The 21293-nt window shown below is 43.1% G+C and carries 25 protein-coding genes; 3 read left to right on the forward strand and 22 right to left on the reverse strand.

The genetic code is table 11. The features are described 5' to 3' along the window. Positions 1-50: 50 nt before the first annotated feature. The 3 genes from AVL57_RS11080 to AVL57_RS11090 form a co-directional block, all read right to left on the reverse strand. Positions 51-1094, reverse strand: a complete 1044-nt coding sequence (locus tag AVL57_RS11080) for an XdhC family protein (RefSeq protein ID WP_057791394.1) — start codon at positions 1092-1094, stop codon at positions 51-53. Continuing rightward, the gene (locus AVL57_RS11085; protein WP_057791392.1) at positions 1091-1729 is read right to left on the reverse strand and encodes a DsbA family oxidoreductase; all 639 of its coding nucleotides are present in this window, start codon (positions 1727-1729) and stop codon (positions 1091-1093) included. Before AVL57_RS11085 ends, AVL57_RS11080 begins: the two co-directional genes overlap by 4 nt. A gap of 88 nt (positions 1730-1817) precedes the next feature. Next, a complete protein-coding gene (locus AVL57_RS11090) occupies positions 1818-2621 on the reverse strand; it encodes an SGNH/GDSL hydrolase family protein (RefSeq protein ID WP_057791390.1) in 804 nt (267 codons plus the stop codon). A gap of 239 nt (positions 2622-2860) precedes the next feature. On the opposite strand from AVL57_RS11090, the gene hemN reads away from it, so the two are divergent. Beyond that, the gene (gene hemN, locus AVL57_RS11095) at positions 2861-4228 is read left to right on the forward strand and encodes an oxygen-independent coproporphyrinogen III oxidase (protein WP_082604899.1); all 1368 of its coding nucleotides are present in this window, start codon (positions 2861-2863) and stop codon (positions 4226-4228) included. A gap of 148 nt (positions 4229-4376) precedes the next feature. Here hemN and AVL57_RS11100 read toward each other — a convergent pair whose 3' ends face one another. The 7 genes from AVL57_RS11100 to moaB are packed head-to-tail and all read right to left on the reverse strand — an operon-like array spanning position 4377 to position 9052. Then, positions 4377-5573, reverse strand: a complete 1197-nt coding sequence (locus AVL57_RS11100) for an ATP-binding cassette domain-containing protein (protein ID WP_057791386.1) — start codon at positions 5571-5573, stop codon at positions 4377-4379. Next, on the reverse strand, positions 5552-6244 hold the full coding sequence (gene modB, locus AVL57_RS11105; RefSeq protein WP_057791384.1) for a molybdate ABC transporter permease subunit: 693 nt from the start codon (positions 6242-6244) through the stop codon (positions 5552-5554). Before modB ends, AVL57_RS11100 begins: the two co-directional genes overlap by 22 nt. Further along, positions 6245-7252 (reverse strand): molybdate ABC transporter substrate-binding protein, encoded by a 1008-nt coding sequence (gene modA, locus AVL57_RS11110; protein WP_057791382.1) that lies wholly within the window; start codon positions 7250-7252, stop codon positions 6245-6247. It abuts the gene before it with no gap. 2 nt (positions 7253-7254) lie between these two features. After that, on the reverse strand, positions 7255-7728 hold the full coding sequence (locus AVL57_RS11115) for a molybdenum cofactor biosynthesis protein MoaE (RefSeq protein WP_057791380.1): 474 nt from the start codon (positions 7726-7728) through the stop codon (positions 7255-7257). Positions 7729-7730: 2 nt separating this feature from the next. After that, on the reverse strand, positions 7731-8003 hold the full coding sequence (locus AVL57_RS11120; RefSeq protein ID WP_057791378.1) for a MoaD/ThiS family protein: 273 nt from the start codon (positions 8001-8003) through the stop codon (positions 7731-7733). A gap of 21 nt (positions 8004-8024) precedes the next feature. Continuing rightward, positions 8025-8549, reverse strand: coding sequence for a cyclic pyranopterin monophosphate synthase MoaC (gene moaC, locus AVL57_RS11125; RefSeq protein WP_057791377.1), 525 nt, complete (start codon positions 8547-8549; stop codon positions 8025-8027). Continuing rightward, positions 8549-9052, reverse strand: a complete 504-nt coding sequence (gene moaB, locus AVL57_RS11130; RefSeq protein ID WP_057791374.1) for a molybdenum cofactor biosynthesis protein B — start codon at positions 9050-9052, stop codon at positions 8549-8551. The genes moaC and moaB overlap by 1 nt, the downstream gene beginning before the upstream one ends. Before the next feature lie 325 nt (positions 9053-9377). On the opposite strand from moaB, the gene AVL57_RS11135 reads away from it, so the two are divergent. Both AVL57_RS11135 and AVL57_RS11140 read left to right on the forward strand, forming a co-directional pair. Next, positions 9378-10223, forward strand: coding sequence for a HesA/MoeB/ThiF family protein (locus AVL57_RS11135; protein ID WP_057791372.1), 846 nt, complete (start codon positions 9378-9380; stop codon positions 10221-10223). A 125-nt stretch (positions 10224-10348) separates the two neighbouring features. After that, on the forward strand, positions 10349-11470 hold the full coding sequence (locus tag AVL57_RS11140; protein ID WP_057791370.1) for a M14 family metallopeptidase: 1122 nt from the start codon (positions 10349-10351) through the stop codon (positions 11468-11470). A 67-nt stretch (positions 11471-11537) separates the two neighbouring features. Here the strand turns inward: AVL57_RS11140 and AVL57_RS11145 are convergent, their stop codons facing one another. From AVL57_RS11145 to AVL57_RS11205, 12 genes are all read right to left on the reverse strand, one after another. After that, positions 11538-12242: an alpha/beta fold hydrolase gene (locus AVL57_RS11145; RefSeq protein ID WP_231751156.1), complete on the reverse strand. Its 705-nt coding sequence runs from the start codon at positions 12240-12242 to the stop codon at positions 11538-11540. 59 nt (positions 12243-12301) lie between these two features. Then, a complete protein-coding gene (locus AVL57_RS11150) occupies positions 12302-13030 on the reverse strand; it encodes a fibrobacter succinogenes major paralogous domain-containing protein (protein WP_232363276.1) in 729 nt (242 codons plus the stop codon). Between the two features lie 36 nt (positions 13031-13066). Next, positions 13067-14017, reverse strand: coding sequence for an SDR family oxidoreductase (locus tag AVL57_RS11155; RefSeq protein ID WP_057791366.1), 951 nt, complete (start codon positions 14015-14017; stop codon positions 13067-13069). A 1229-nt stretch (positions 14018-15246) separates the two neighbouring features. Then, positions 15247-15726, reverse strand: a complete 480-nt coding sequence (locus AVL57_RS11160; RefSeq protein ID WP_057791350.1) for a nuclear transport factor 2 family protein — start codon at positions 15724-15726, stop codon at positions 15247-15249. A gap of 123 nt (positions 15727-15849) precedes the next feature. Beyond that, on the reverse strand, positions 15850-16206 hold the full coding sequence (locus AVL57_RS11165) for a hypothetical protein (protein ID WP_057791352.1): 357 nt from the start codon (positions 16204-16206) through the stop codon (positions 15850-15852). A gap of 105 nt (positions 16207-16311) precedes the next feature. Continuing rightward, positions 16312-16716, reverse strand: coding sequence for a hypothetical protein (locus AVL57_RS11170; RefSeq protein ID WP_138118199.1), 405 nt, complete (start codon positions 16714-16716; stop codon positions 16312-16314). Positions 16717-16869: 153 nt separating this feature from the next. Then, a complete protein-coding gene (locus AVL57_RS11175; protein ID WP_057791356.1) occupies positions 16870-17346 on the reverse strand; it encodes a hypothetical protein in 477 nt (158 codons plus the stop codon). A 134-nt stretch (positions 17347-17480) separates the two neighbouring features. Next, positions 17481-18101 (reverse strand): hypothetical protein, encoded by a 621-nt coding sequence (locus AVL57_RS21420; RefSeq protein WP_232363275.1) that lies wholly within the window; start codon positions 18099-18101, stop codon positions 17481-17483. A gap of 689 nt (positions 18102-18790) precedes the next feature. Further along, positions 18791-19261: a DUF8453 domain-containing protein gene (locus tag AVL57_RS11190; protein ID WP_057791360.1), complete on the reverse strand. Its 471-nt coding sequence runs from the start codon at positions 19259-19261 to the stop codon at positions 18791-18793. Between the two features lie 146 nt (positions 19262-19407). Further along, entirely contained in the window at positions 19408-19746 is a 339-nt protein-coding gene (locus tag AVL57_RS11195; RefSeq protein ID WP_312038617.1) for a putative quinol monooxygenase, read from the reverse strand. A 634-nt stretch (positions 19747-20380) separates the two neighbouring features. Next, positions 20381-20662: a hypothetical protein gene (locus tag AVL57_RS11200; RefSeq protein WP_057791362.1), complete on the reverse strand. Its 282-nt coding sequence runs from the start codon at positions 20660-20662 to the stop codon at positions 20381-20383. A 131-nt stretch (positions 20663-20793) separates the two neighbouring features. Next, positions 20794-21051, reverse strand: coding sequence for a hypothetical protein (locus tag AVL57_RS11205; RefSeq protein WP_057791364.1), 258 nt, complete (start codon positions 21049-21051; stop codon positions 20794-20796). Between the last annotated feature and the right edge of the window lie 242 nt (positions 21052-21293).

Below are 21293 nucleotides of genomic sequence, written 5' to 3' on the forward strand. Positions count from 1 at the left end.
TATTGAACTGTCGACTTGTAGAGCTGTGTATATTGACCGCGAGTTGCACACTACTGCTGTAATAATGGTAGCTTTTGAGCTAGCACCGCATGGCACTGAGCGATAATCGATAACGCGATACTTTCAGGTAAATCGCCGCCAATATCAAACCCAGCTGGGCTAGCAAAGAAGCCCTGAAAATCACTTTCTGTCACCCCAGCTAGCGCAAACATTTCTTCTTTACGATGAATGGGCCCCAACATGGCCACGTACTTCAGCGGGTGCCGACTTAACGTTGCTAAGGCTTTGCTGTCTATTTGACGGTGATGGGACATCAGCACCGCTGCATCAACATTATGCTCTGCGATATGTAAATTGAGTGCGTCGGCTTCCGTAGACTCGACTATAAAGTTTGCATCGGTAAAGTGCTCTACCCTTGCCTGTGCTGGCCTAGGATCCCACACACTCACCGACCATCCTTGCTGTACCGCCATCTTCACCACAAAGGTTGCATCGTATCCACCGCCAATAATAAGTATGTGTGGAGGCGATTGACAATGCACTGTTAAAAAGCGCTTTCCGTTTTGGGTATCCAGTGACGCAGCCACTTTTTTAGCTGCAGCCTTTACCAGAGGAGTAGTGTCAGCCAGTTCACTTGAACCCGTAGGTTGGGCGCCGCAAATGCTAACAGAAGACGAAAGCTCGCCATTAATTTCTTGCTTCCATAAACAAGCATTCCCGCTTACCAAATGAGAATAAACCGTATGTAACTGCAAATAATGATTATCGCTTTTTACGGGCAGCAGCGCTAAATGCACGACCCCGCCACAGCCTACACCTAACTTAAAGGCAATGTCTTCTTCGTCATTGTCATCATAAACCGCAGTGCGATACTTACCATCTTGCATTACCCGCTGGGCTTGCTTGTTAATATCTGATTCAAGGCACCCCCCACTTAACACACCAAGCTGGTGCCCTGCGTCGCTGAACAACATCACAGCCCCGGCTTTTCTGTAACAAGAGCCTTGCGTTTTATAAATAAGCCCCAGCACCCACTGGTGGGAATCCTTTAGCGGATACCACTGGGCTAAAAGGTGTATTAGCTGATTACTCATTGCTCGGTTGATGCTTGCATAATAAACTGCGCTAAAGTATCTGGGTCCTGTGCGCCTGCAACACCGCTATTGCCAATCACAAAAGTAGGCACACTTTGAATACCGCGCTGCAACCATAAGTTCTCATGCTCTCGAACCACATCTGCGTAGGTTTGATTGGCCAGAATTTCACGTACCTCTTGCTCGTTTAACCCTACAGACACTGCTTCGTTTGCCAACACGTCAACATCGTTCACGTTCTTTCTTTCACTGAAATAAGCGGCAAACAAGCGTAATTTTAGTGCTTCTTGCTTACCTTTTTCCCCTGCGAAGTGCAGTACTTGGTGTGCATTGAAAGTGTTGGCCATGCGCATGCCGTCGAAGTAGTCAAACTCAAAGCCAACTGATGCACCTGCATCAATAAGTTGTTGTCGGTTTTGATCACTCTGTGCCGGAGTAAGCCCGTATTTTTCCATTATGTGTTCACGAACGTCTTGGCCTTCTAGCGGCATATTCGGATTAAGTTCAAATGGATGGAATTGAATAGTTACTTCTATATCGTCTAGTTGCGCGATGGCTTTTTGTAGACGTTCGTAACCTATAATGCACCAAGGACAAACCACATCTGACACCATATCTATTGTTACTTTTTTCATTGCACCTCCAGCGCGAAGCCGTTAAATATTGTTGGTTTTTCAACACCTACTAAATGAATAATGCATTGTAGGGGTGAACCTTCCAGCTTCAACCAACATGGCTATTTTTACCGACCAATTCATCAAGTTCTTCGTTAATTAACTTCACAACAGCGTTAGACCACAATTGATAGCCTGTAACTTGTGGATGAAAACCGTCTTCGGCCATGTAATTGTGTGTGTTGTTTGATTGGCTGTTATCTATTGGATTTAGCGTTAGGGTAAGTACGTTAACCCCATGATAATTGTTCACCAGCTTTAGCAAGGCGGCATTAAGGTACTTCGCTTTTTGCCCTAATACCCACCGTAATGGTTGAGGTAGTGCGGGAAATTCGTGCATAGGAGGCAGCGCAGTAAATACAATAAACCTGCACTGGAATCGTGCTTTTAGTATTTCAATTATTTGCTTTAGGTTGCAACGCCACTTCCGCAAAGAAGTAAAACCCGTAATATCATTTACCCCTATTGAAATCACCGCCACGTCAAACGCTCTGCATTCAAGAGGCGTGTCGAAGTCATGAGTAGAAGTGAATATTTGACTAGAAGTAAGTAGTGAAGGCGGTGTTGATTTAGAATCAACAGTAGGTTCAGAGTTTGGTTTAGCCCGCTGCAACATAGATAACAAATCAGTACTGTTAACTCCTGCCTTGGCCTTTAACTCCCAATTAATGCAGTAGTTTGTTGATAAGCTTTCCACTAGCCAGCCAGACAGTGCTTGTTTTTGGGTAGATACTCCCACACCAGCGGCGGCGGAATCTCCTACAATTAGTAACGCCAAGGAAGGTTTTGATTGCGCATGGCCTTTAAGATCTGCTTTGCTGTTGACCTTGTTAACGCACTGACAACAGCCCACTCTACTACCCGTAGGTTCCGGTAATTTGAGCGTTTTTTTCCTTACCCGCAAGCCTTGCAATAGCAAAATTGGAAAACTGACTATAATGAGTATGTTTAAGAGCAAAACCTTGAACGAGATCAATAAACACCTTACTAGTTTGCATTACTATCAATGATGAAATGGGTTTAACACGAAAGAAAGACACCGTGTATGTGAGTCTTTCGCTACTTTACTAGCAAACTAAGCAGAAGATAACTATGAATTCGCCAATTGAACAAGCCACAAGTACAATAACAAAGTATGCACAACAGGCGCCACGTTACACTTCTTACCCTACTGCACTTAAATTTGAGGCGGTGAATGATGGCTTATTAGAGAGCGCGTCTGAAAACTGCGGTGCCGATACAATAAGCTTGTATATCCACATCCCTTTCTGCGAAGAGCTTTGCTATTACTGTGGCTGCAATAAAATAGTGACTCGCCACAACGAAAAAGCCGACCATTACCTTAGCTATATTGAAAAAGAGATGGTAGCGAAAAAGTCGCTATATAAAGATAAGAAAGTAGTAGCGCTTCATTTAGGTGGAGGTTCTCCTAGCTTCCTCTCAGCAACACAACATACCTATTTAATGTATTTGATTAAGAAACACTTTCTTATTTCCAGCGATGCAGAGTTTTCGATTGAGTTAGATCCCAGAAATGTGACTTGTGAATACTTAGAAGATTTAAATGAATTAGGTTACACCCGCGTTAGCTTCGGTGTGCAAGATATTAATGTGGATGTTCAGCAGTCTATCAATCGTGTTCAAAGTACGGCGCATATTGCCAAATTAGTATTCGATGCAAAAAACATAGGCTATACCTCGGTTAATTTAGACTTGATTTATGGTTTACCAAAACAAACTATGGAGAAGTTTCGCACCACGATAGTGGCGGTAAAAGCCATGTCACCCGACCGAATTTCTCTTTTTAGTTATGCACATTTACCCGATAGATTCGCAGCCCAGCGTAAAATACCGCTAGATACCCTACCCACCCCTGATGAAAAAGCGGCACTGCACCAAATGGCAGTAGAAAGCTTTACTAAAACAGGTTTTGAGATGATTGGTTTAGATCACTTCGCTAAACCCAGTGATACTCTAGCCATGGCTAAGCACAACCACGTATTGCACCGAAACTTTCAAGGTTACACTACCCATAAAAACAGTGACTTACTTGGTTTAGGTGTATCGGCTATTAGTACAATAGGTAATGCATATGGTCAGAACCCTAAGCAACTCAAAGACTATTACAACCGGTTGGATAACGACTTACCACTAACCGCCAATGGTATTGCGTTAAGCTTAGACGATCGCATTCGCCGAGATGTGATCATGTCTTTAATGTGTAATTTGTATTTAGACAAGAAAGACATTGAAGATAAATACAATATTAACTTCAATGGCTATTTCTGTATTGAATTAACAAGCCTTAAATCCTTAATGGCCGACGGTATTATTGAGCTTAGCGACCGATATATTAGTGTTCCAGATACGTCTCGCATTTACATAAGAGCAATATGTGCAAGGTTTGATGCTTACCTAAATAAAGATCACCATATCTCGCGCTATTCTGCTGCAATTTAGGAAGTGGGAATTTAGATCGCAAGGATTTAAATCGCGAGAATGTTGGTCGCGGGAATGTAGGCAGTGAGAATAAAGAGAACCGGAATTTAGCCTGCAGCATTTAGCTTGTAGAAATACCAAACGCTGGGCTTTAAAACACGCTGCACATCTACTGAAGCTTGAACCTGGCAACCACGGATAAACCAGGTTCAAGTTTCAACCTTTCAATCGACAAAGTACTTACTCTGGCATATAGCGTTTGTGCATCGTGGGATAGCATCACGATTGCGGTTTGAAGTTGCTGGCTGTTAGCTTGTGGATTGTTATATTGCAGTGTTTCAGGATAATAAATTTTCACCACCTCGCACGGTAGCGCATTCAAAATACTGCTAGAGGGCACATTCACTTGTGTATTGGTATCGATACTCACTTCACTGGCAAAAACGGCTATTTTTCCTCGCGCTTGACGCGGGTTCGAGTCTAGCCCTTGTTCAGTGTTGTTATTGGTATTCCGTTCGTTATCACTTTGTACGGTCGCTTTAGCGTACAATATATTGCCGCTTACGTTTAAACGAGTAAACGGATGAGGAAAATCATCCGAGTGTGGAATTATCTCACCTTCTAAAATGGCACAGGGGTTTTCTACGCTTCCTTGGCTGGCGATTTTCGCCATAACGTAAGCTACTGAGCCCGCCGCGTCTACCGCCCCATCTTCAACCAATATTAGCCCATCACAAAATAGGGCTAAGTCTTGAACATCGTGAGACACCATGATTAATTTTATATTTAAGCGCCCACAGGTTTTTACTAAAAATCGTAAGATTTTACTGCGTAACGTTGCATCTAATGCGCTTAACGACTCATCAAGCATTAGCACATCTGGCCCATTAACCAGTGCTCGCGCTAACGCCACCCGCTGCGCTTCGCCACCTGAAAGGCTATCTATTGATTTATGCAACAGGTGTTCGCACTCACACCCAGCGAGGGCATGCTCTACCGCTAACGCTTTGCTCCCTGCATGACGCTGTGCCAGTGCTAAATTGCCTTTTACGTTTACATGAGGAAATAGCATTGGTTGTTGGAATACTAAGCCCACTCGCACGGGGGCAAGCGCGTTTTTTGCGTTATATGCTTTTATCGCGTTTACCGTCTTTGTAGCTGAACCCGCTTTAGCGGTAGCTATTGATTTAGCGCCTTCGCCAAACCAATTAACACTTACCGTCGCTTCTGGCTCGAACCCAGCTAGCGCACGAAGCAAACTGCTTTTGCCGGCACCTGATGGCCCGGTAATACCCACAACCTGCATGGAGTCTGGCAACACGGCGTTCGCACTAATGCGGTTTACTAACGAGATATTGAACTCCAACCTTGCCCTCCCTTTCCATTAAAGCGATACAGCAGCGTAAGCAGCAAAAATGAAAACAACAGTAGCCCAAACGAAAGTGCATGTGCTTGACCATACTCTAAGGCTTCAACATGCTCATACAACGCTATTGAAAGCACTTGGGTTTCACCTGGAATATTGCCTCCAATCATTAGCACTACACCAAATTCACCTATGGTATGGGCAAAACTAAGGCCGAAAGCTACTATAAACGGCGCTTTGCACAAGGGAAGTATGATGCGAAAAAACGTCTCAATTTTGCCAAAACCTAATGAATGCGCCACTTCAACATACCGTTTATCGAGTTGAGTAAAGCCGCTATACAGCGGCTGTAGTGCAAAGGGTAACGAGTAAATAAAGGAGCCTATCACTAAGCCTTCAAAACTAAACGCAAGTTGATGGCCGGTGAGCCATTGCCACCCTTCCCCTACTGGGCTTTGCGGCGAAAAGGCCACCAACAGGTAAAACCCAAGCACTGTGGGCGGAAGTACCAAGGGTAATGCAAGCACCGACATAAACACGGGTTTTAATTTATGCTGCCAAGTTGCTAACTTCCATGCCAAAGGAGTAACCAATAACATTAAAAGCAGACTGGTTAAAAAAGCCAATTTTAGGGTTAAGCCTACTGCGGCAAAAGCGCTACTCTCTAGCATTTACGGTAAGCCCCTAGTGCCACTGTTGTTTACTTCCTTGTTCTCCCTAATACGCGAATCTACGCTAATCGGTAGTGGATCATTAGCGGGTTGATAACCCCAATTGGGTAAGTTTTCCTGTACTTCTAGTGACAATAAATAACGAGCAAATGCTGACGCTGCGGCTTTTCTATCGGCGGCAGCGGTAACCGCAAGGCTTTGTAATATGGGCTGATGCAGGGTATCGGGAATGAGTAATGCCGCGGCAGCACGAGCACTAGTATTACGCCCGCCAGCCTCATTAATTTGCTTATCCGTCAATGTAAGTGAGTATGCCACCAAGGCATAGTCGGCGTTACCTGTAGTAAAAAACTGATAGGTTTGAAGTACGTTTTTCCCCATTACAATATGCGGGGAAACAATGTTCCATTGATTGGTATTAACAAGATACTGTTTTGCTGCGTGGCCATAAGGAGCAAGTTTAGGGTTTGCCATGGCCAGCTTTTTCCCAGCCAAGGAAGCAGCGGTAAAATTAGGCGTTGAAGTAGTGGTATTCGATGACAGAAAGGCCAGTCTACCTTTAGCATAAACATGCACATCTTCAGCGTTAACACGCCCAGCCTCTACCAACGCATTTGGCCTAGCAGTATCGGCAGAGAGGAATACATCGAACTGTGCACCATGAGTAAGCTGCGCAAATAGGGTGCCACTGGAAGAAACGGTAACACTAACTTCCTGCCCGCTTTTCTTAAAATAATCATTGGCGATATTACGTAAGGGCTTGGCAAAATTTGCGGCTACTGCTACCTGTAATGGCGAAGACAAGATGGGCACTGCTTTGCCATAATTAGCGGAATTATTATCCGAATCAAGATACGTGTTTGATACTGCCGCATTGCACGCAAAGCTCAGAGTAAAAAAGACAACAGACAGAAACGTACCCGCGCTGACTTTAGGTTTACCTACTCGCGTGCTTAAACACGCGGGTATTATTCTTGAACAAGTAAGTATCTTTGCGCCAACCGCCATTTCTATTTTTCTCGCAACCAAGCCAAAGCGGCCTTGTCGTCTGAGGCTTTTACCTCAACCCAACGAGAATCATCTCGGGTAAATTCTTTTTTCCACAAGGGGACAGATTGCTTAAGCATATCCATTAAAAAGTTGGCGCCTTCAAAGGCCGCGGCGCGATGGGGTGCGGCAGTGCCCACCCAGACTATTTGCTCGTCGTTATATAATCGGCCAACACGGTGAACCGCGCCTGCCGAGGTTAGCGAAAATCGAGTGATGGCTTGTTGCACTAAGTCGGTTAAGGCTTGCTCTGTCATGCCAGGGTAATGCTCAAGCTCAATGCCTAAGATATTGCCATCGACATTGTTGTCTCGTACCAAGCCGGTAAAAGTAACAATAGCGCCTACATTGCCTTTCGCTTTTTGGCTAGCTTCTTGGCGTAAGCGATTGTATAACCATTGTTGATCGAAGTCGGCGTCGCCAATTAATGCGAACATGATTATCCCCCTGTTACTGGTGGGAAAAAGGCAAGTTCGTCACCTGGTTGCACATGAGTTTGTATGTCGCACAGTTGCTGGTTTCGCGCCATTAATACACTGCCATTCTCGCTATCAGCACTGGCACCAAGAGCTTGCGCCCATTTTTCACTTCGGCTTTTTAGCAAGGTAATAACGTCACCCATAGTAACGGTACTATCGGGCAGCGTTAGAGTGAAGTTACCTTCTTGGGTAATTTCACGTAATTGCGCAAAGGTTTTCACGGTTACATTCATGTTGATTCCTATGAAGGTAAATTACTCACCTAATGGGTTCTTGTCTTTTATATGGCTACTAGCTGGTTCATCGATACGTTGCCAATGCCCCGTTTTACCGCCTTTTTTATCGAGCACTTGAATGCCCTCTAAGCGCATACCAGGATCGATAGCCTTACACATATCAAATAAGGTAAGCAAAGCCACATTTACACCGGTAAGGGCTTCCATTTCCACCCCCGTCTTTCCACTTAGCTTGCAAAAACAAGTGGTTTTTATACGGTTATTTTCCGGCTCAATGGCAAAGTTAACATCGACTTTCGAGAGCGCTAGAGGATGGCACAAAGGAATAAGATCGGCGCATCGCTTTGCCCCCTGAATACCTGCAATACGCGCAACGGCAAATACATCGCCTTTAGCAATAGTGGCATTGCTTATTTGGCTGATAACCTCTGGGCTAGCATATAAATAGCCTTGAGCAGTGGCTTCTCTGACGGTAACCGCTTTATCACTAACATCCACCATGTTAGCTTCGCCGCCCGCGTTTAAATGACTAAATGTGGCCATTACGACACCAAGTGTTTAACGAAATTACAGGGTTTGAAGTCGACATCTAACTGGCTGGCAATAATTTTTTCCCAACCGGTTTTACAAGCACCTGTAGAACCCGGTAAACAAAAGATGACGGTGTTATTGGAAAAACCTGCAATAGCGCGAGACTGAATGGTAGAAGTACCAATTTCTTCGTAGCTTACTTGGCGAAACAATTCACCGAAACCATCAACCTGTTTATCGAATAAAACACTGATAGCTTCTGGCGTTGAGTCTCTATGAGTAAAGCCGGTGCCACCGGTAATTAATATACCGTGAATGTCGGGGGTTGCTATCCACGCTGACACTATAGCGCGTTGCTGATAGATATCATCTTTTACTAAGGCTCTGTCGCCTAAGTTATGCCCCGCAGTTTCTAATGCGCCAGTTAAATAATCCCCTGACTTATCGTTTTCAAGTGTGCGGGTGTCAGAAATGGTAAGTACCGCCAAATTTAGCGGCTGACTAACTACAGACATAAGAAATCCTAAATTGATATGCGACATTTATTCAGGCTTTGATAAAGTACGCCTAATTAATACATCATGTTACGTTCAGCTTACCACATTGATGTATGCGGCAACATATACTGCACTAGCGGCGCTTCGGTTTTTTAGTCAGGCGCCGCGTCTTTGCAAAGACGTCGATTTTAAAAGCTTAATTTGTAAAATGCAGCGCCTAATCTGAAAATTGTTGTGTGTTGGTCGTATGACGCATTGCCATGTACCATTATAAATTAAAGTAGTGGTAAGGCTTAAAACACAACGTGAACAACACCAATTCATCTATAAGGGTACTGCGTAAATGAAAACCCCGCTATCTACTAAGCAGGTAATGCGATACAACCGCCAAATTGTGCTGCCTCAAGTTGATATAGATGGGCAGGAATTGTTGGCGGCGTCACGCGTTCTACTAATTGGAGTAGGTGGTTTAGGTAATGCGGCGGCTACAAGCTTATGTGGCAGTGGTGTGGGCAAAATCACACTCATAGACAACGATATTGTTGAACACACCAATCTTCCCCGCCAAACCTTGTTCGATGAAAGCCAAATTGGACAGTCTAAAGTAATGGCGGCTAAAGCTAGGCTGGCGCAAATAAATAGCGATTGTGACATTGTAGGTATTGAAGCGAGTTTGCAACCAGATAATACGCCATATACTTCTATAGACCGCTCTGGGGTAGACAGCGAAGAGGTAGATGCCTCTCAGACAGATTCTTCAGGAATAGAGAAAGCTGAAATAAATAACCACAAACTGTTTAGCGAGCACGACATTGTGCTGGATTGTACCGATAATACGCAAAGCCGCGACCTCATAAACCACTTATGTTATAAACACGGCGTACCTTTAATTTCCGGTGCGGCCATTCGCTTTGAAGGTCAATTATTTGTAGCCAAACCTGGCGAGAGCCAATGCTATGCCTGTTTACGCAGGTTATTTAGCGCTCCTGAATTAAGCTGTACAGAAGCAGGCATTTTTTCGCCCATCGTGAATATTGTAGGCACTTACCAAGCCCTGCTTGCCATGCAAGTACTAATGAGAGTTGGTTCAGTGCCGCTGAATACCTTGTTAACCTTCGACGGCTTACAACATGAGTGGCAACAATGGACCTTACCAAATACTATGCAGTGTGATGTTTGCAACAAATAGCACAAAAATGCTGATAACAATCAAAGCTAGCGCACGTCCATCACCCAAGTGTGTTACGCAAGTACTTGCGAAAGCATCATTAACTTACAACGACATGAATAACAACGAACTAAAAAGAGAGAGTTATGACAACTAAGGTTGTTAAACAGCATATTGTCGTGGCGCAAAACGCCTCTGGCAGAAATATGAATGTACCTATTTACCGAATGCGTGGCGCAAGACCCGGCCCCACCGTATACATTCAAAGCTCGATACATGGCGCCGAGGTGCAAGGTAACGTAGTGATATACCACCTTATCCAACGCTTAAAAGACATGGATATTTGTGGTGAAATTATCTTGGTACCCAATTGCAACCCTGTGGGCACTAATATAAAAGCCGGTGAGTACACCATGGGCCGCTTCGACCCTGTAAACGGCACTAATTGGAACCGAGGCTATCATTTCGATAAAGGCAGTGTAGAGCAATTTGCTAATACCGTTACTCCAGAAGAGTCGGTACAAGGCATAAAGCAACGTTTCAGAACGTTTTTATCAAGCGCCATTGATACTAAACTTGCCACACCTTGGGGTTTAGGCTTAGCGCAGCAACTTAACTTAAAATTACAGCAATTAGCGGTGAACGCTGATTTTGTACTGGATTTACATAACGGCCCTGTTTCCACACGCCATATTTATGTGCCTGAGTATGCTAAGCCCAGCGCTAGCCTATTCAATATTCCCCACTGCATTTTTATTCCCAACGTTTTCGCTGGCGCATTAGACGAAGCGACTTTTTGCCCATGGTGGACGCTACAAGAATGTATTGAAGCAAACCTGCAGCGAAGTATTGAATTTAACGTTGAAGCTTTTACGCTTGAAATGGGTAGCCAAGAGGTGATTAATTTCACCGAAGGCGATGTGGATGCGCTAAGTATACTCAGTTACTTAAACGCAAAAGGCGCACTGCATAATTGTGATGTTAAGCCTGACCATATGACTCGGTTAGGGGTAATGCTGAAAGACTATAAAACCCTGTTTACTGACTGGGGCGGTATGGTGGAATACATGGCAAAACCAGGGGAAACTATTAAGGCGGGTGAGCCCCTAGCTAAAATTCTAAATATCGACGAGCTTGATAACGATAATGGCAGCCGTTTATTGAATGCCCCATGCGATTTAATACCTATTTTGCACTTTCCGTCGGCATCGGTACTAAGTGGCACACAGCTGTATAAAGTATTTACTAATTACGAAACGCTCACCTAGCTAAGGTAATTCGCGTGGTTGCTTGCGAGATTGCGCAAGATTATATAGGAGCACTAATGTCTTCGTATTAGTGCTCAAATGCGCCATTCTGTAAAAAATGTATAGTTTGATTTGCCACTTCTTCGCTATATCGCATTTGAGCATGGCCAACCTCGATGGTGATAAAATCACTCATGCCTTCCAACTTGGTAGATTCTACTGATACCAAACCGTCATTTGGCCCCTTGAACCTGTCGTTCGTTAAACCCAATGGCTTTGTGCCAGCAATAACGCCTATATTGAAATCTATCGCATCAAGGTTATTGCCCAGGCTTCTACTGCCTGTTACCAACGCGCGACTAATTCCCCCACCTAGGTTCATCAACCAAGAATCACTATAATAGTCGGCCAGCTCACTGCCTTTGTTTGGCGTACCGATTAGTACTACCTCACCCACGTTCACGGCTTCTAACGCTTCTTCGTGGTTTTGCAGATACGCCCTAATGACTAAACCACCAAGGGAGTGCCCTACAAAATGTACCTTGGGGGCATTTTGTAAGCACGCATCGATTTGGCTGGTTGTTTCATCTAATACCGACGCCACACTAACCCCGATGGTAGCGTAGTCTAATCGGCATACTTTATAGTTTGCGTGTTCCAAGCGCTGGGCAAAACGCCACATCGCCCAATCGCTTCGCCCTAATCCATGGGCTAGCACCACAAGCTCATCATCCACTTGGTAGTTAAGCGACTTTGCTTCAGAGTTAGCACAACCCGCAGTATGAAAAAGCATTAGCATTAAAACCGTTACAGCAACGGATTTTGTAGTCGTTAAGAGGAACATCATTCAACCTAAATTTTTACGCACCTAACCGAGAACATATAACTCTTTTTGAGTTTGGCGCGGCGAATTTCTCCTTTATGAGAGTTCCACCACGAATATGCCAGTGTTCTAGCAAAAGCCTCTTTTTCAGTGGCATTGCTGCTTGTCCAAAACTCAGTATACATGCCTTGGGTAATATACCAATTACCCAACTTCACACCCGCTGGCGTGGCAGAAAATTTATGCTTATTTACTTGGGACTGGTCAAAACGCTTAAACAATGTATTTGGTTGTGCAGCTTTAAGTGTAATAGCAATGTCGCTTTCGCCTCTCCACCCTTCTTTATCCAGATCAGATTCGGCAATACCAATAGCAGACTCCAACGCTTTCCAGTCTTCATCTGATGCAACTCGCCACCCCTCAGGGCAAATATTTCGGGAGTCAGAAACATCATTCCAATCATAAAGCCTGCCATAGCCTGAAAGGTTTTTGTCGTTATCATCAGGAATGAAGCCCGTATTTAACGCAGTGCCATCCTGAAATTTGGTCGACCTTAAATTTTCAGCCAACCATACTCTATTGCCAATGTTAACTGTACGATAAACGTTGCCCTCAACATCTTGTATTGAGCCTTGATCAGAACTTTGTTCCGAGCTTTGAATAGCTTGCTGAGTATCGGCTAACTTACTACTATCGTTAGCCGATGAATTCATTGTAATTAACATACTGATACCCACACCCAAAAATAATCTTTTCATCTTTTAGCCTAAACACAAAGCGCGTTACTTGTTAAATTAAAGCGGCCAATCAATAGCGGTTTCTTTTTCAGAAAGCGCCCACAATCGAGTTAACGCGTCTTTTTGCAAAACAAATGATTCAAGCTTACCCTCTCCTACCGGGCCACCAAAATTCATGATGCCGGTTGGCCCATAATAAGCACGCTCTTTTAAGTTTTCTTCGGTTGCACACATTACCTCTGGATAAGCGCCTTTTTCAGCGGTTTGCGCTAAGCCGATTTTAACCATAAATGCCCAGGAGATCCGTGTCATAAAGCTCGCGCTTTCCCTGATAAGAGATGTATTAGAAGCCCCAGGGTGGCAAACGTATACTTTCACATTCTTCCCAGCCGCTTTGATTTTGTCTTGCAGTTCATAGGCAAACATCATTTGAGCTAGCTTACTTTGGCTATACACTTTATTTGGATGGTAGTTTTTGTCCCAATTCATGTCATCGAATTGAATGGCTTTTAAACCCATTTTATGGCCTTCACTAGACACCACTACAATTCTGCCTTCTGACGCTTCAATTCTTTCAAAGAGCAAACCACATAATAAAAAGTGACCGTAATGATTCACCCCTAACTGACTTTCAAACCCGTCGACAGTAAGCTGTTGCGTGGCGATTTGAGCAATTGCGCCATTGCACACAAGTGCATCGATTTTAGGCACCTTTTCTAATATTTCTTTCGATGCGCGCCTTACTGACGCCAACTCCGCTAAATCTAATTGTATAAAACTAACTTTAGCTTCATCACCAAATTCACTTTTTAGCTGGGCCATTGCAGCTTCCGATTTGCTAGGGTTTCGGTTTAGCATTACCACATTAGCCCCTTTCGATAGCAAGATTCGCGTAGCCTGAAACCCTGCACCGGTATTTGCGCCAGTGATGAGAAACGTTTTCCCCGTAAGAGAACCTAAACGCTCGGGAGTCCAGCCTTTAGGGCCAAATTGGTTGTTAATCGCCATAAAATTACCTGCCAATGTTGATTACGCAGTCACCGCCTAGCCTGAGGTAAGCTCTATTAAAAGATTGGTGACGCGCTTAGGGTTAAAACTACTCTTAGCAATGCATTATAGTATTTGGAAACAACATTTAGCAGGCGCAATAGTCGCTAAAAAATGCCTATTTGTATCAATATGCTTATATTTAGTGTATTTACTCTAACCTATAGCAAGTCAATTACTCCTGCGGTAATTTAGTATTTATCAAACTAAAATAATTTTGCATAAGCACTGTTTTTTTATACAGCCAAAGATTCAGTTGCATAGACTCGATCTATTACGGAATTTTTCCGTCTTTCTCTGGGTGTGGTTTAGGGTTTATTAATAATGACTTGCTAATCATAAGCTTAAAAAATAGACTGGGACAATAAATCAATGAAATATGGAAATTTTCCACCTTGCATAAAGGATTTTTTCCGTACACTAAATTGTTAGAAGGCGTCAGCCTAAACTACGTTTAGCTTTATAAAAATAGCAGTTCAACCACCCTCACCTGTTGTTTCCAACATCGCTAAAGCCTTGGTAGTTTTAATGTCACCGCGCTCACTTCAAAGGTCGAGCAATAGGCGGTTTATCGGCTAGTTCTTATTTTCAGTCAGCAAGCGCCATTGCGTCTGTCAGTTCAAATGGCAGCTTGCTTCAGTCAAATCAAAACCATCACAGCACTGTTGTTTTACTTGTTTGTGTTAATAATCAATCGTATGCTGACTTCATTAGTTTTTAATTAGGCCAAAGGAACAGGCTCTGCTTCTAACAAAGCGCTCAAGTCACTCCCTTCGGTCGTTCGGACGCTAACATGTGGGCTAACTCGCTTCGCTCGGGATTTTAGCCCACATGCCAGCGCCGCTTAGCTTAAGGTTTTGATTTGACTGAAGCAAGCTGCCATTTGAGCTGACAGACGCAATGGCGCTTGCAGAATTGAAATAATAACTTGGCGATAAAGCGCCTATTGCGCGACCTTTGAAGTTAATGCGGCGAAGTTAAAACCACCTAAAGCCAAAGCGATGCTAGTGAAGACAGTTGAGGGTAGTTTCATTGGGATTTTTATACAGCCAAACGAAGTTTAGGCTGACGCCTTCTAACTTTTCAATAACGGGCGCAGACATGTGGGGCATAATGGCGAAGCCGCCCCGCGTGTATGCGTCCCAGCGAACGAAGTGAGTGACTTAATTTTTTTGTTATATGCCAGCTTCTTACGGAGTGCTGGCTGAAGGTTTATTACTTGCTGACACACTAACTAATTTCCATTGCCCGCTGTGTTTAGACCAGACTTGTGTACCACCACCTGAAAAAGTATAGGTAGTACCATTTTTAAGCAATACAGATTGTGAAAACTCGTTGACTAAAATAGCGGTGTAATCATCAATGACTGACACCTTGACGTTTAGGAACTCTAGATAATTAACTTTTTGTATTGAGCTAAAGCCAACATTTATAACTGGTGTCAGCTCATCGATAGAGTTCCAGTTTGTACCGTCGCTATTCAAACCGATAAACTTGTCTGCATCAAAATGTTGAAAATAAGATTTTGTATCCAGCCTCTTTGATGCTTCTACAAGACTTTGAAATGAAGCCAACACTTCTTTCTCTAAGCCGGTGCGCTTTGGGTTTGCATGAGCCAAACATGATAGTGATAGAGCAAAAATCACCAAGATAAATTTATTTTTAAACAATCAGTAATTCCTTTTCCTTTGGCATATAACTTTTAAATAAGGGGCGCAGGCGCGTGGGCTAAAATGCGAAGCAGCCCACGTGTATGCGTCCCAGCGAACGAAGTGAGTGACTTAATTTTTTTGTTAGGTGGCATTGTTTCCTCGAAGATACACACCAATGTGGTCGCCCGAATACTTATGATTTTTAAAGTTACCACGTTTTACAATTGGGATAGAGCCTAAAGTGTTGGTTATTTGCTGCTGAAGCTCTGGTGTATTGAAACCTGATTTTTTGGGAACAACTATGAGTGGCGTGAATAAGAAATGAGAAAAGTCTTGATTGCCACTTACTACGGTATATCCACTTTTTTCTAATTTGATTCTTAGGTTAGTTAAGTTTTCTTCGCTAACTCCATCTGAGTGGAGGTGAATAGTTGGTTTGGCGACTGAAGTGCACCCAGCTAACACAATTACAATAAATGACAGTAGTACCGTTTTCATCCCTGACACCTAACGCCACATTAAGCGGCAATTTTACAGTTGGTTAAAATTGAGCGAAGCGAACAACCAACTGTAAATTGTCCGTTTGAATGCCTTGTTAGGTGTTTACTTATTGAGTATTTTTAATATCATACCAATACGAGAATCGAATTGTTTCTTTTTATAAGGCTGAGCAGTACGAATTAATTCAAGCCATTGACTCAAGAACTGTTTATTAAGGGCTAATTCGTTACGCTCAGTTTCCCACCTACACTCCATGCCTAAAATATTCTCATTTAAAGTATTCCAATTTTTAGTACATGAAAAGCAAAGTGTTGGTAACCAACCAGGGTAAACCTTATCAATTTCAAATTTTTGCTTTTGCTCTTCAGGAGTAAAAACAAAAGAACAATCACATTTTTGACATCTACACCTTATACCTTCGTAATATTTACAATCTTTATCATAGTGACCGAGGTAAGATGATTTGTGCCAATTTAAGCGATTTATATCGAGTTTATCTTCCATCATTATTGATCTTGAATACCTATGAGGCTTCGAACACCTAACACCCCGCTTAGGGGCAATAACACGTGGGCTAAAATTTGGAGCGAAGCGACTGGGCCCACGTGTTATTGTCCCAGGGAGCTTGCGACCGACTACAGCGGTTTGTTAGCTGCCGAACTACTCTAAGTCTTCATCGTAAATACGAGTAAAGTTTTCAAACTCTGTACCTACAAGGTCTTTTTCAATGATGCGCTTAGCAACCTCAAAATCGACAACGTAATTACATACTTCCATAGTATCACTGCCAATACTTCCGCCATCACAGTGTCCTAAGCCAGTCCATCCAAGTGTTTTATTTAGACGATCTTGAAGCCTTGCTCTTTTTTCTAGATCTTGTGGTGTCCCGAATCCGTCTACAGAATACTCAACCATAAGGGTAAATTCTTGCTCGACTTGACTGAATCCATTAGCGACTAAATCATCAATTTCCTTTTGAATAGCTTTCTGTGGATTTTTAAACAGGCCATTTTTTAGAACTTTACTCTCGCCAGTCGTACCGAGTTCTCCCCAGTGAACCGTATGAGATCCATCATCGTTTGGCCAAGTTTCCCAGTATTCCTTTTTCTCTTCAGAGAAACGATATAGTTTTAGCACAAAATATCCTATAGGCAGCTAACGCTTTGCTAAGGGGCAATTAGCAGTTGGCTAAACTTGCGCGAAGCGCCAAGCCAACTGTTAATTGTCCCAGTGAGTTTACGAACGAACTTGAGCAACTTGTTATGTAACACTTATCCAGAACCTTTCATGATGTTCTTATTTAGCTGCTCAAACTCTTTCATTAACTTGTCACAATCTGCCTTTTTAGCTTGGCAGAGTGCTGACATTTGAATGTGAATTGCTTGGTTTTTCTCAAGGACTTTACGCTTTATCGCTGCTGGGTGAGCTGCGTGAGTCTCGGGAGTAAACGACCATAAAACCAAGTTAGACTCTTCTGTATCTTCGATAATAGTCCAGCCTCCTTGGATGCTTAAATTTGTACCATCTTTATTTTTCAATGCTTGAAGAGCTAGGTCGACTGTTTTGTATCCAATAGAACTATTTTCATTTGCAGATGATGGGAAGGCTAATAGTGCGCCCATGAATGCTATAGGTATAATTTTCACTAAACTCTCCGTGTTACATAACTTTAAGCTAAGGGGCGCAGATACGTGGGGCATAATTGGCGAAGCCGCCCCGCGTATAGGCGTCCCAGCGACCGAAGGGAGAGGCTTAAGCGTTTTGTTAGAAGCAGAGCCTGTTCCGTTGGCCTTATTAAAAACTAATAAAGTCAGCATACGATTGATTATTAACACAAACAAGTAAAACAACAGCGCAGTGATGGCTTTGATTTGACTGAAGTAAGCTGCCATTTAAGTTACCAAGTGCAATGGCGCTTGCTGGCCTAGAATAAGAACTTGGCGATAAAGCGCCTAATGCGCAACCTTTGAAGTCAATGCGGCGAAGTTAAAACTACCTAAAGCAAGAGCGATGCTAGTGAAAACAGGTGAGGGTAGTTGAACTAGGATTTTTATAAAGCCAAACGAGGTTTAGGCTGACGCCTTCTAACTTTTAAATAAGGGGCGCAGGCACGTAGGGCATAATGGCGAAGCCGCCCTGCGTGTTTGCGTCCCAGCCCGCGTTGCGGGCGAGCTTAATTTTTTTGTTATGTGTCATGCTGCTCAGAAAACCTCGCTCTTATTAATGCTATTAAACCTTTAGCCATACTCCAAAAGCATAAAGCTATAATAGCTACACCAAGTAAAAAGGCATACCCATCAGAGCGTCGTCCTTCAAACCATTGCTCGAAGTTCTCGAAAAGCGAACCCATCCAGCAGCAAAGAGCAAACCCCAACAACATACCGAGAGTGTCTAGGATGAACTTATTGAGAGTGTATGGCTTAAGGTCTTCTTTAACATCCATATAGCCTCAACTTACACTGACATATAACGCCCAACTTAGGGGCAATAACACGCAGGCTAAACTGGGAGCGGAGCGACTGAGCCTGCGTGTTGTTGTCCCAGTGAGCGCCAGCGAACGGCTACAGTTGTTTGTTATGTGCTAGTAGCATTTTAAAACCTCTTCACTTGAGCCGCTTGAACCGTCAAGATTTGTCCAACTGACCAATACGGTTATGACGTCCGGTGAATCAAAAGTATCATAAGAGCCTAGCAGTTTATAATCGGCAAAGGGTTTTAGCTTTTGAATTGGTAGCTGCTTTAGTTCGCTCTCAACGATCCTGTTTTCATCATCGTTCTCAAAGGAAATATTAATATTTGATGCATTCGATTTGCCTACATTGCGAACAAATAAAGAACCAGAGACTATTTCTAGATCTATTGTCGTCCTCATTTTGTCTTTGTTTGACTCTTCGAGTTCCCTTATTTGACGCTGGCTTAGCTCAGCATGAATTTTTTCTAATTCCAAAAACTTTGATTGTGTCTTTCTTGTTCTTATTAAAGCCACAGCAGAAATAGAAGCAGCGATGATTGATACAAGTAAGCTCAATAGGTTTATTATTGATTCTTCCATAGATTCCAAACTTCCCGTGGCACATAACATTAAGCTAAGCGGCGCATTTGCGTGGGGCATAATGGCGAAGCCGCCCCGCGTAAATGCGTCCGAGCGACCGAAGGGAGTGGTTTAAGCGCTTTGTTATACGTTACCACCGAGCGTTCCTAAACCTCTGTAATGACATAGTGACGTAGTGCACTTTTTGAAGCTATTCCCCAATCGGAGTTTGATACTCTTTTTTGATGTTTCTCGAAAGCTTCCTTGTCAACGAACTCTTCGTATACGTCAAAAATATTGGGTTCATTTGTTCTTTGAGTGACTTTAAATGTTAAACACCCATTCTCTTGTTGAGTCAGCTCAATGTGTTTAGGTAGCGCAGATTTGACTAACTTTATTTGGTCATTCGGTACATCAATGTACCCTGATAATATGATTTTTTTCAAACTGACTTCCTTTTCAACAACGTATAACTTTTCAATAACGGGCGCAGACATGTGGGGCATAATGGCGCAGCCGCCCCGCGTGTATGCGTCCCAGCGAACGTAGTGAGTGCGTTTATTGGCTTGTTAGGTGCGTTCATAAACAACCTCGTCTGACCCAACGGATTAAACACAGTCCAAGCCTATACTACAAATTGTTAGTAGTACAAAAACAGGCCAGCTTGCTCCGACAATTATTGATGAGATTACAGCAATAACACTACTTTTTAAGTAACTTAGTTTTTCACACAGTTTTGCAATGGTAGCTAGCAGTGCTACCGGGACAAAGTAGATAATACACAGACTTATAATGAGCTTTGCATGACTATTTTCTTTGGAAAAGTCGGATGATTCATCAAAATAGCTACTTAAAAATAATACGGCAAATACCAAACACGAAAAAGTCACGAGCCCTTTATATTTAAAGCTATTGAATAACAAAGTTCCGATAACAAGAAACAAAAAACACAGAAAAATATATAAAGGAGAGATCAAATTCAGATTCCTTTCTTATAAGCACCTAACTTTTAAATAAGGGGCGCAGGCACGTAGGGCATAATGGCGAAGCCGGCCTGCGTGTTTGCGTCCCAGCCCGCGCAGCGGGCGTGCTTAATTTTTTTGTTATAAGCCATTTTAAATTCAACCTTGTTTAGCTACGTTAATCACCACAGCCACCACCAGAATCTGAACCCTCATTCCCCGAATATAGATTGCTACTACCAGAACCGTCCGTAACAGGATTGCGACTTTTTACTTTAGGGTTTATTGAGCGAAGGACAACCAAAGTAATAGCAGGGCCACCTATTGGAATAAGCCAGTTAACAAGTAAGGTCATAGCTCGAGAGCTATTATTGATAAACAATGTGCTGTTAACAGCTAGAGTATTAAAAAATGCCCAAGCCAAATGAACACACACAATCCCAGCTAATAAGTAAACCATGAGTTAGGTTTTCCTAGTGGCATATAACTTTTAAATAAGGGGCGCAGACGCGTAGGCTATAATGCGAAGCAGCCCACGTGTATGCGTCCCAGCGAACGGAGTGAGAGACTTAATTTTTTTGTTAGCTGACATTATTTGAATTTGTACCATTTTTTTCGTTGGTAGCAAGCCGCTCCTATAGCAATGCCAATAGCTATGAGAAAATAGTGAGTAGTGAATACAGCCCAGACAATCAATGGAGCTGCGACAGAGATTGCAATTGATAACCTTTGATTTGATGAGTAATCAACTTCTACAAATTTACCTTTTTTAAAGGCAATAATTTGAACGACTAAGGCGGCAACTATCAAAACCAAAATTAATAGTTGAATAGGGCTTAAAAATTCCATCTTTATATCCTTTGGCAGCTAACTTTAAGCTAAGCGGCGCAGTTGCGTGGGGCACAATGGCGAAGCCGCCCCGCGTAAATGCGTCCGAACGACCGAAGGGAGTGACTTGAGCGCTTTGTTAGAAGCAGAGCCTATTCCTTTGGCCTTATTAAAAACTAATAAAGCCAGCATACGATTGATTATTAACACAAACAAGTAAAACAACAGTGCAGTGATGTAGTTGATTTGACTGAAGCAAGCCG

Origin of the sequence: Alteromonas stellipolaris (assembly GCF_001562115.1) — a bacterium.
Classification (GTDB): Bacteria; Pseudomonadota; Gammaproteobacteria; order Enterobacterales; family Alteromonadaceae; genus Alteromonas; species Alteromonas stellipolaris.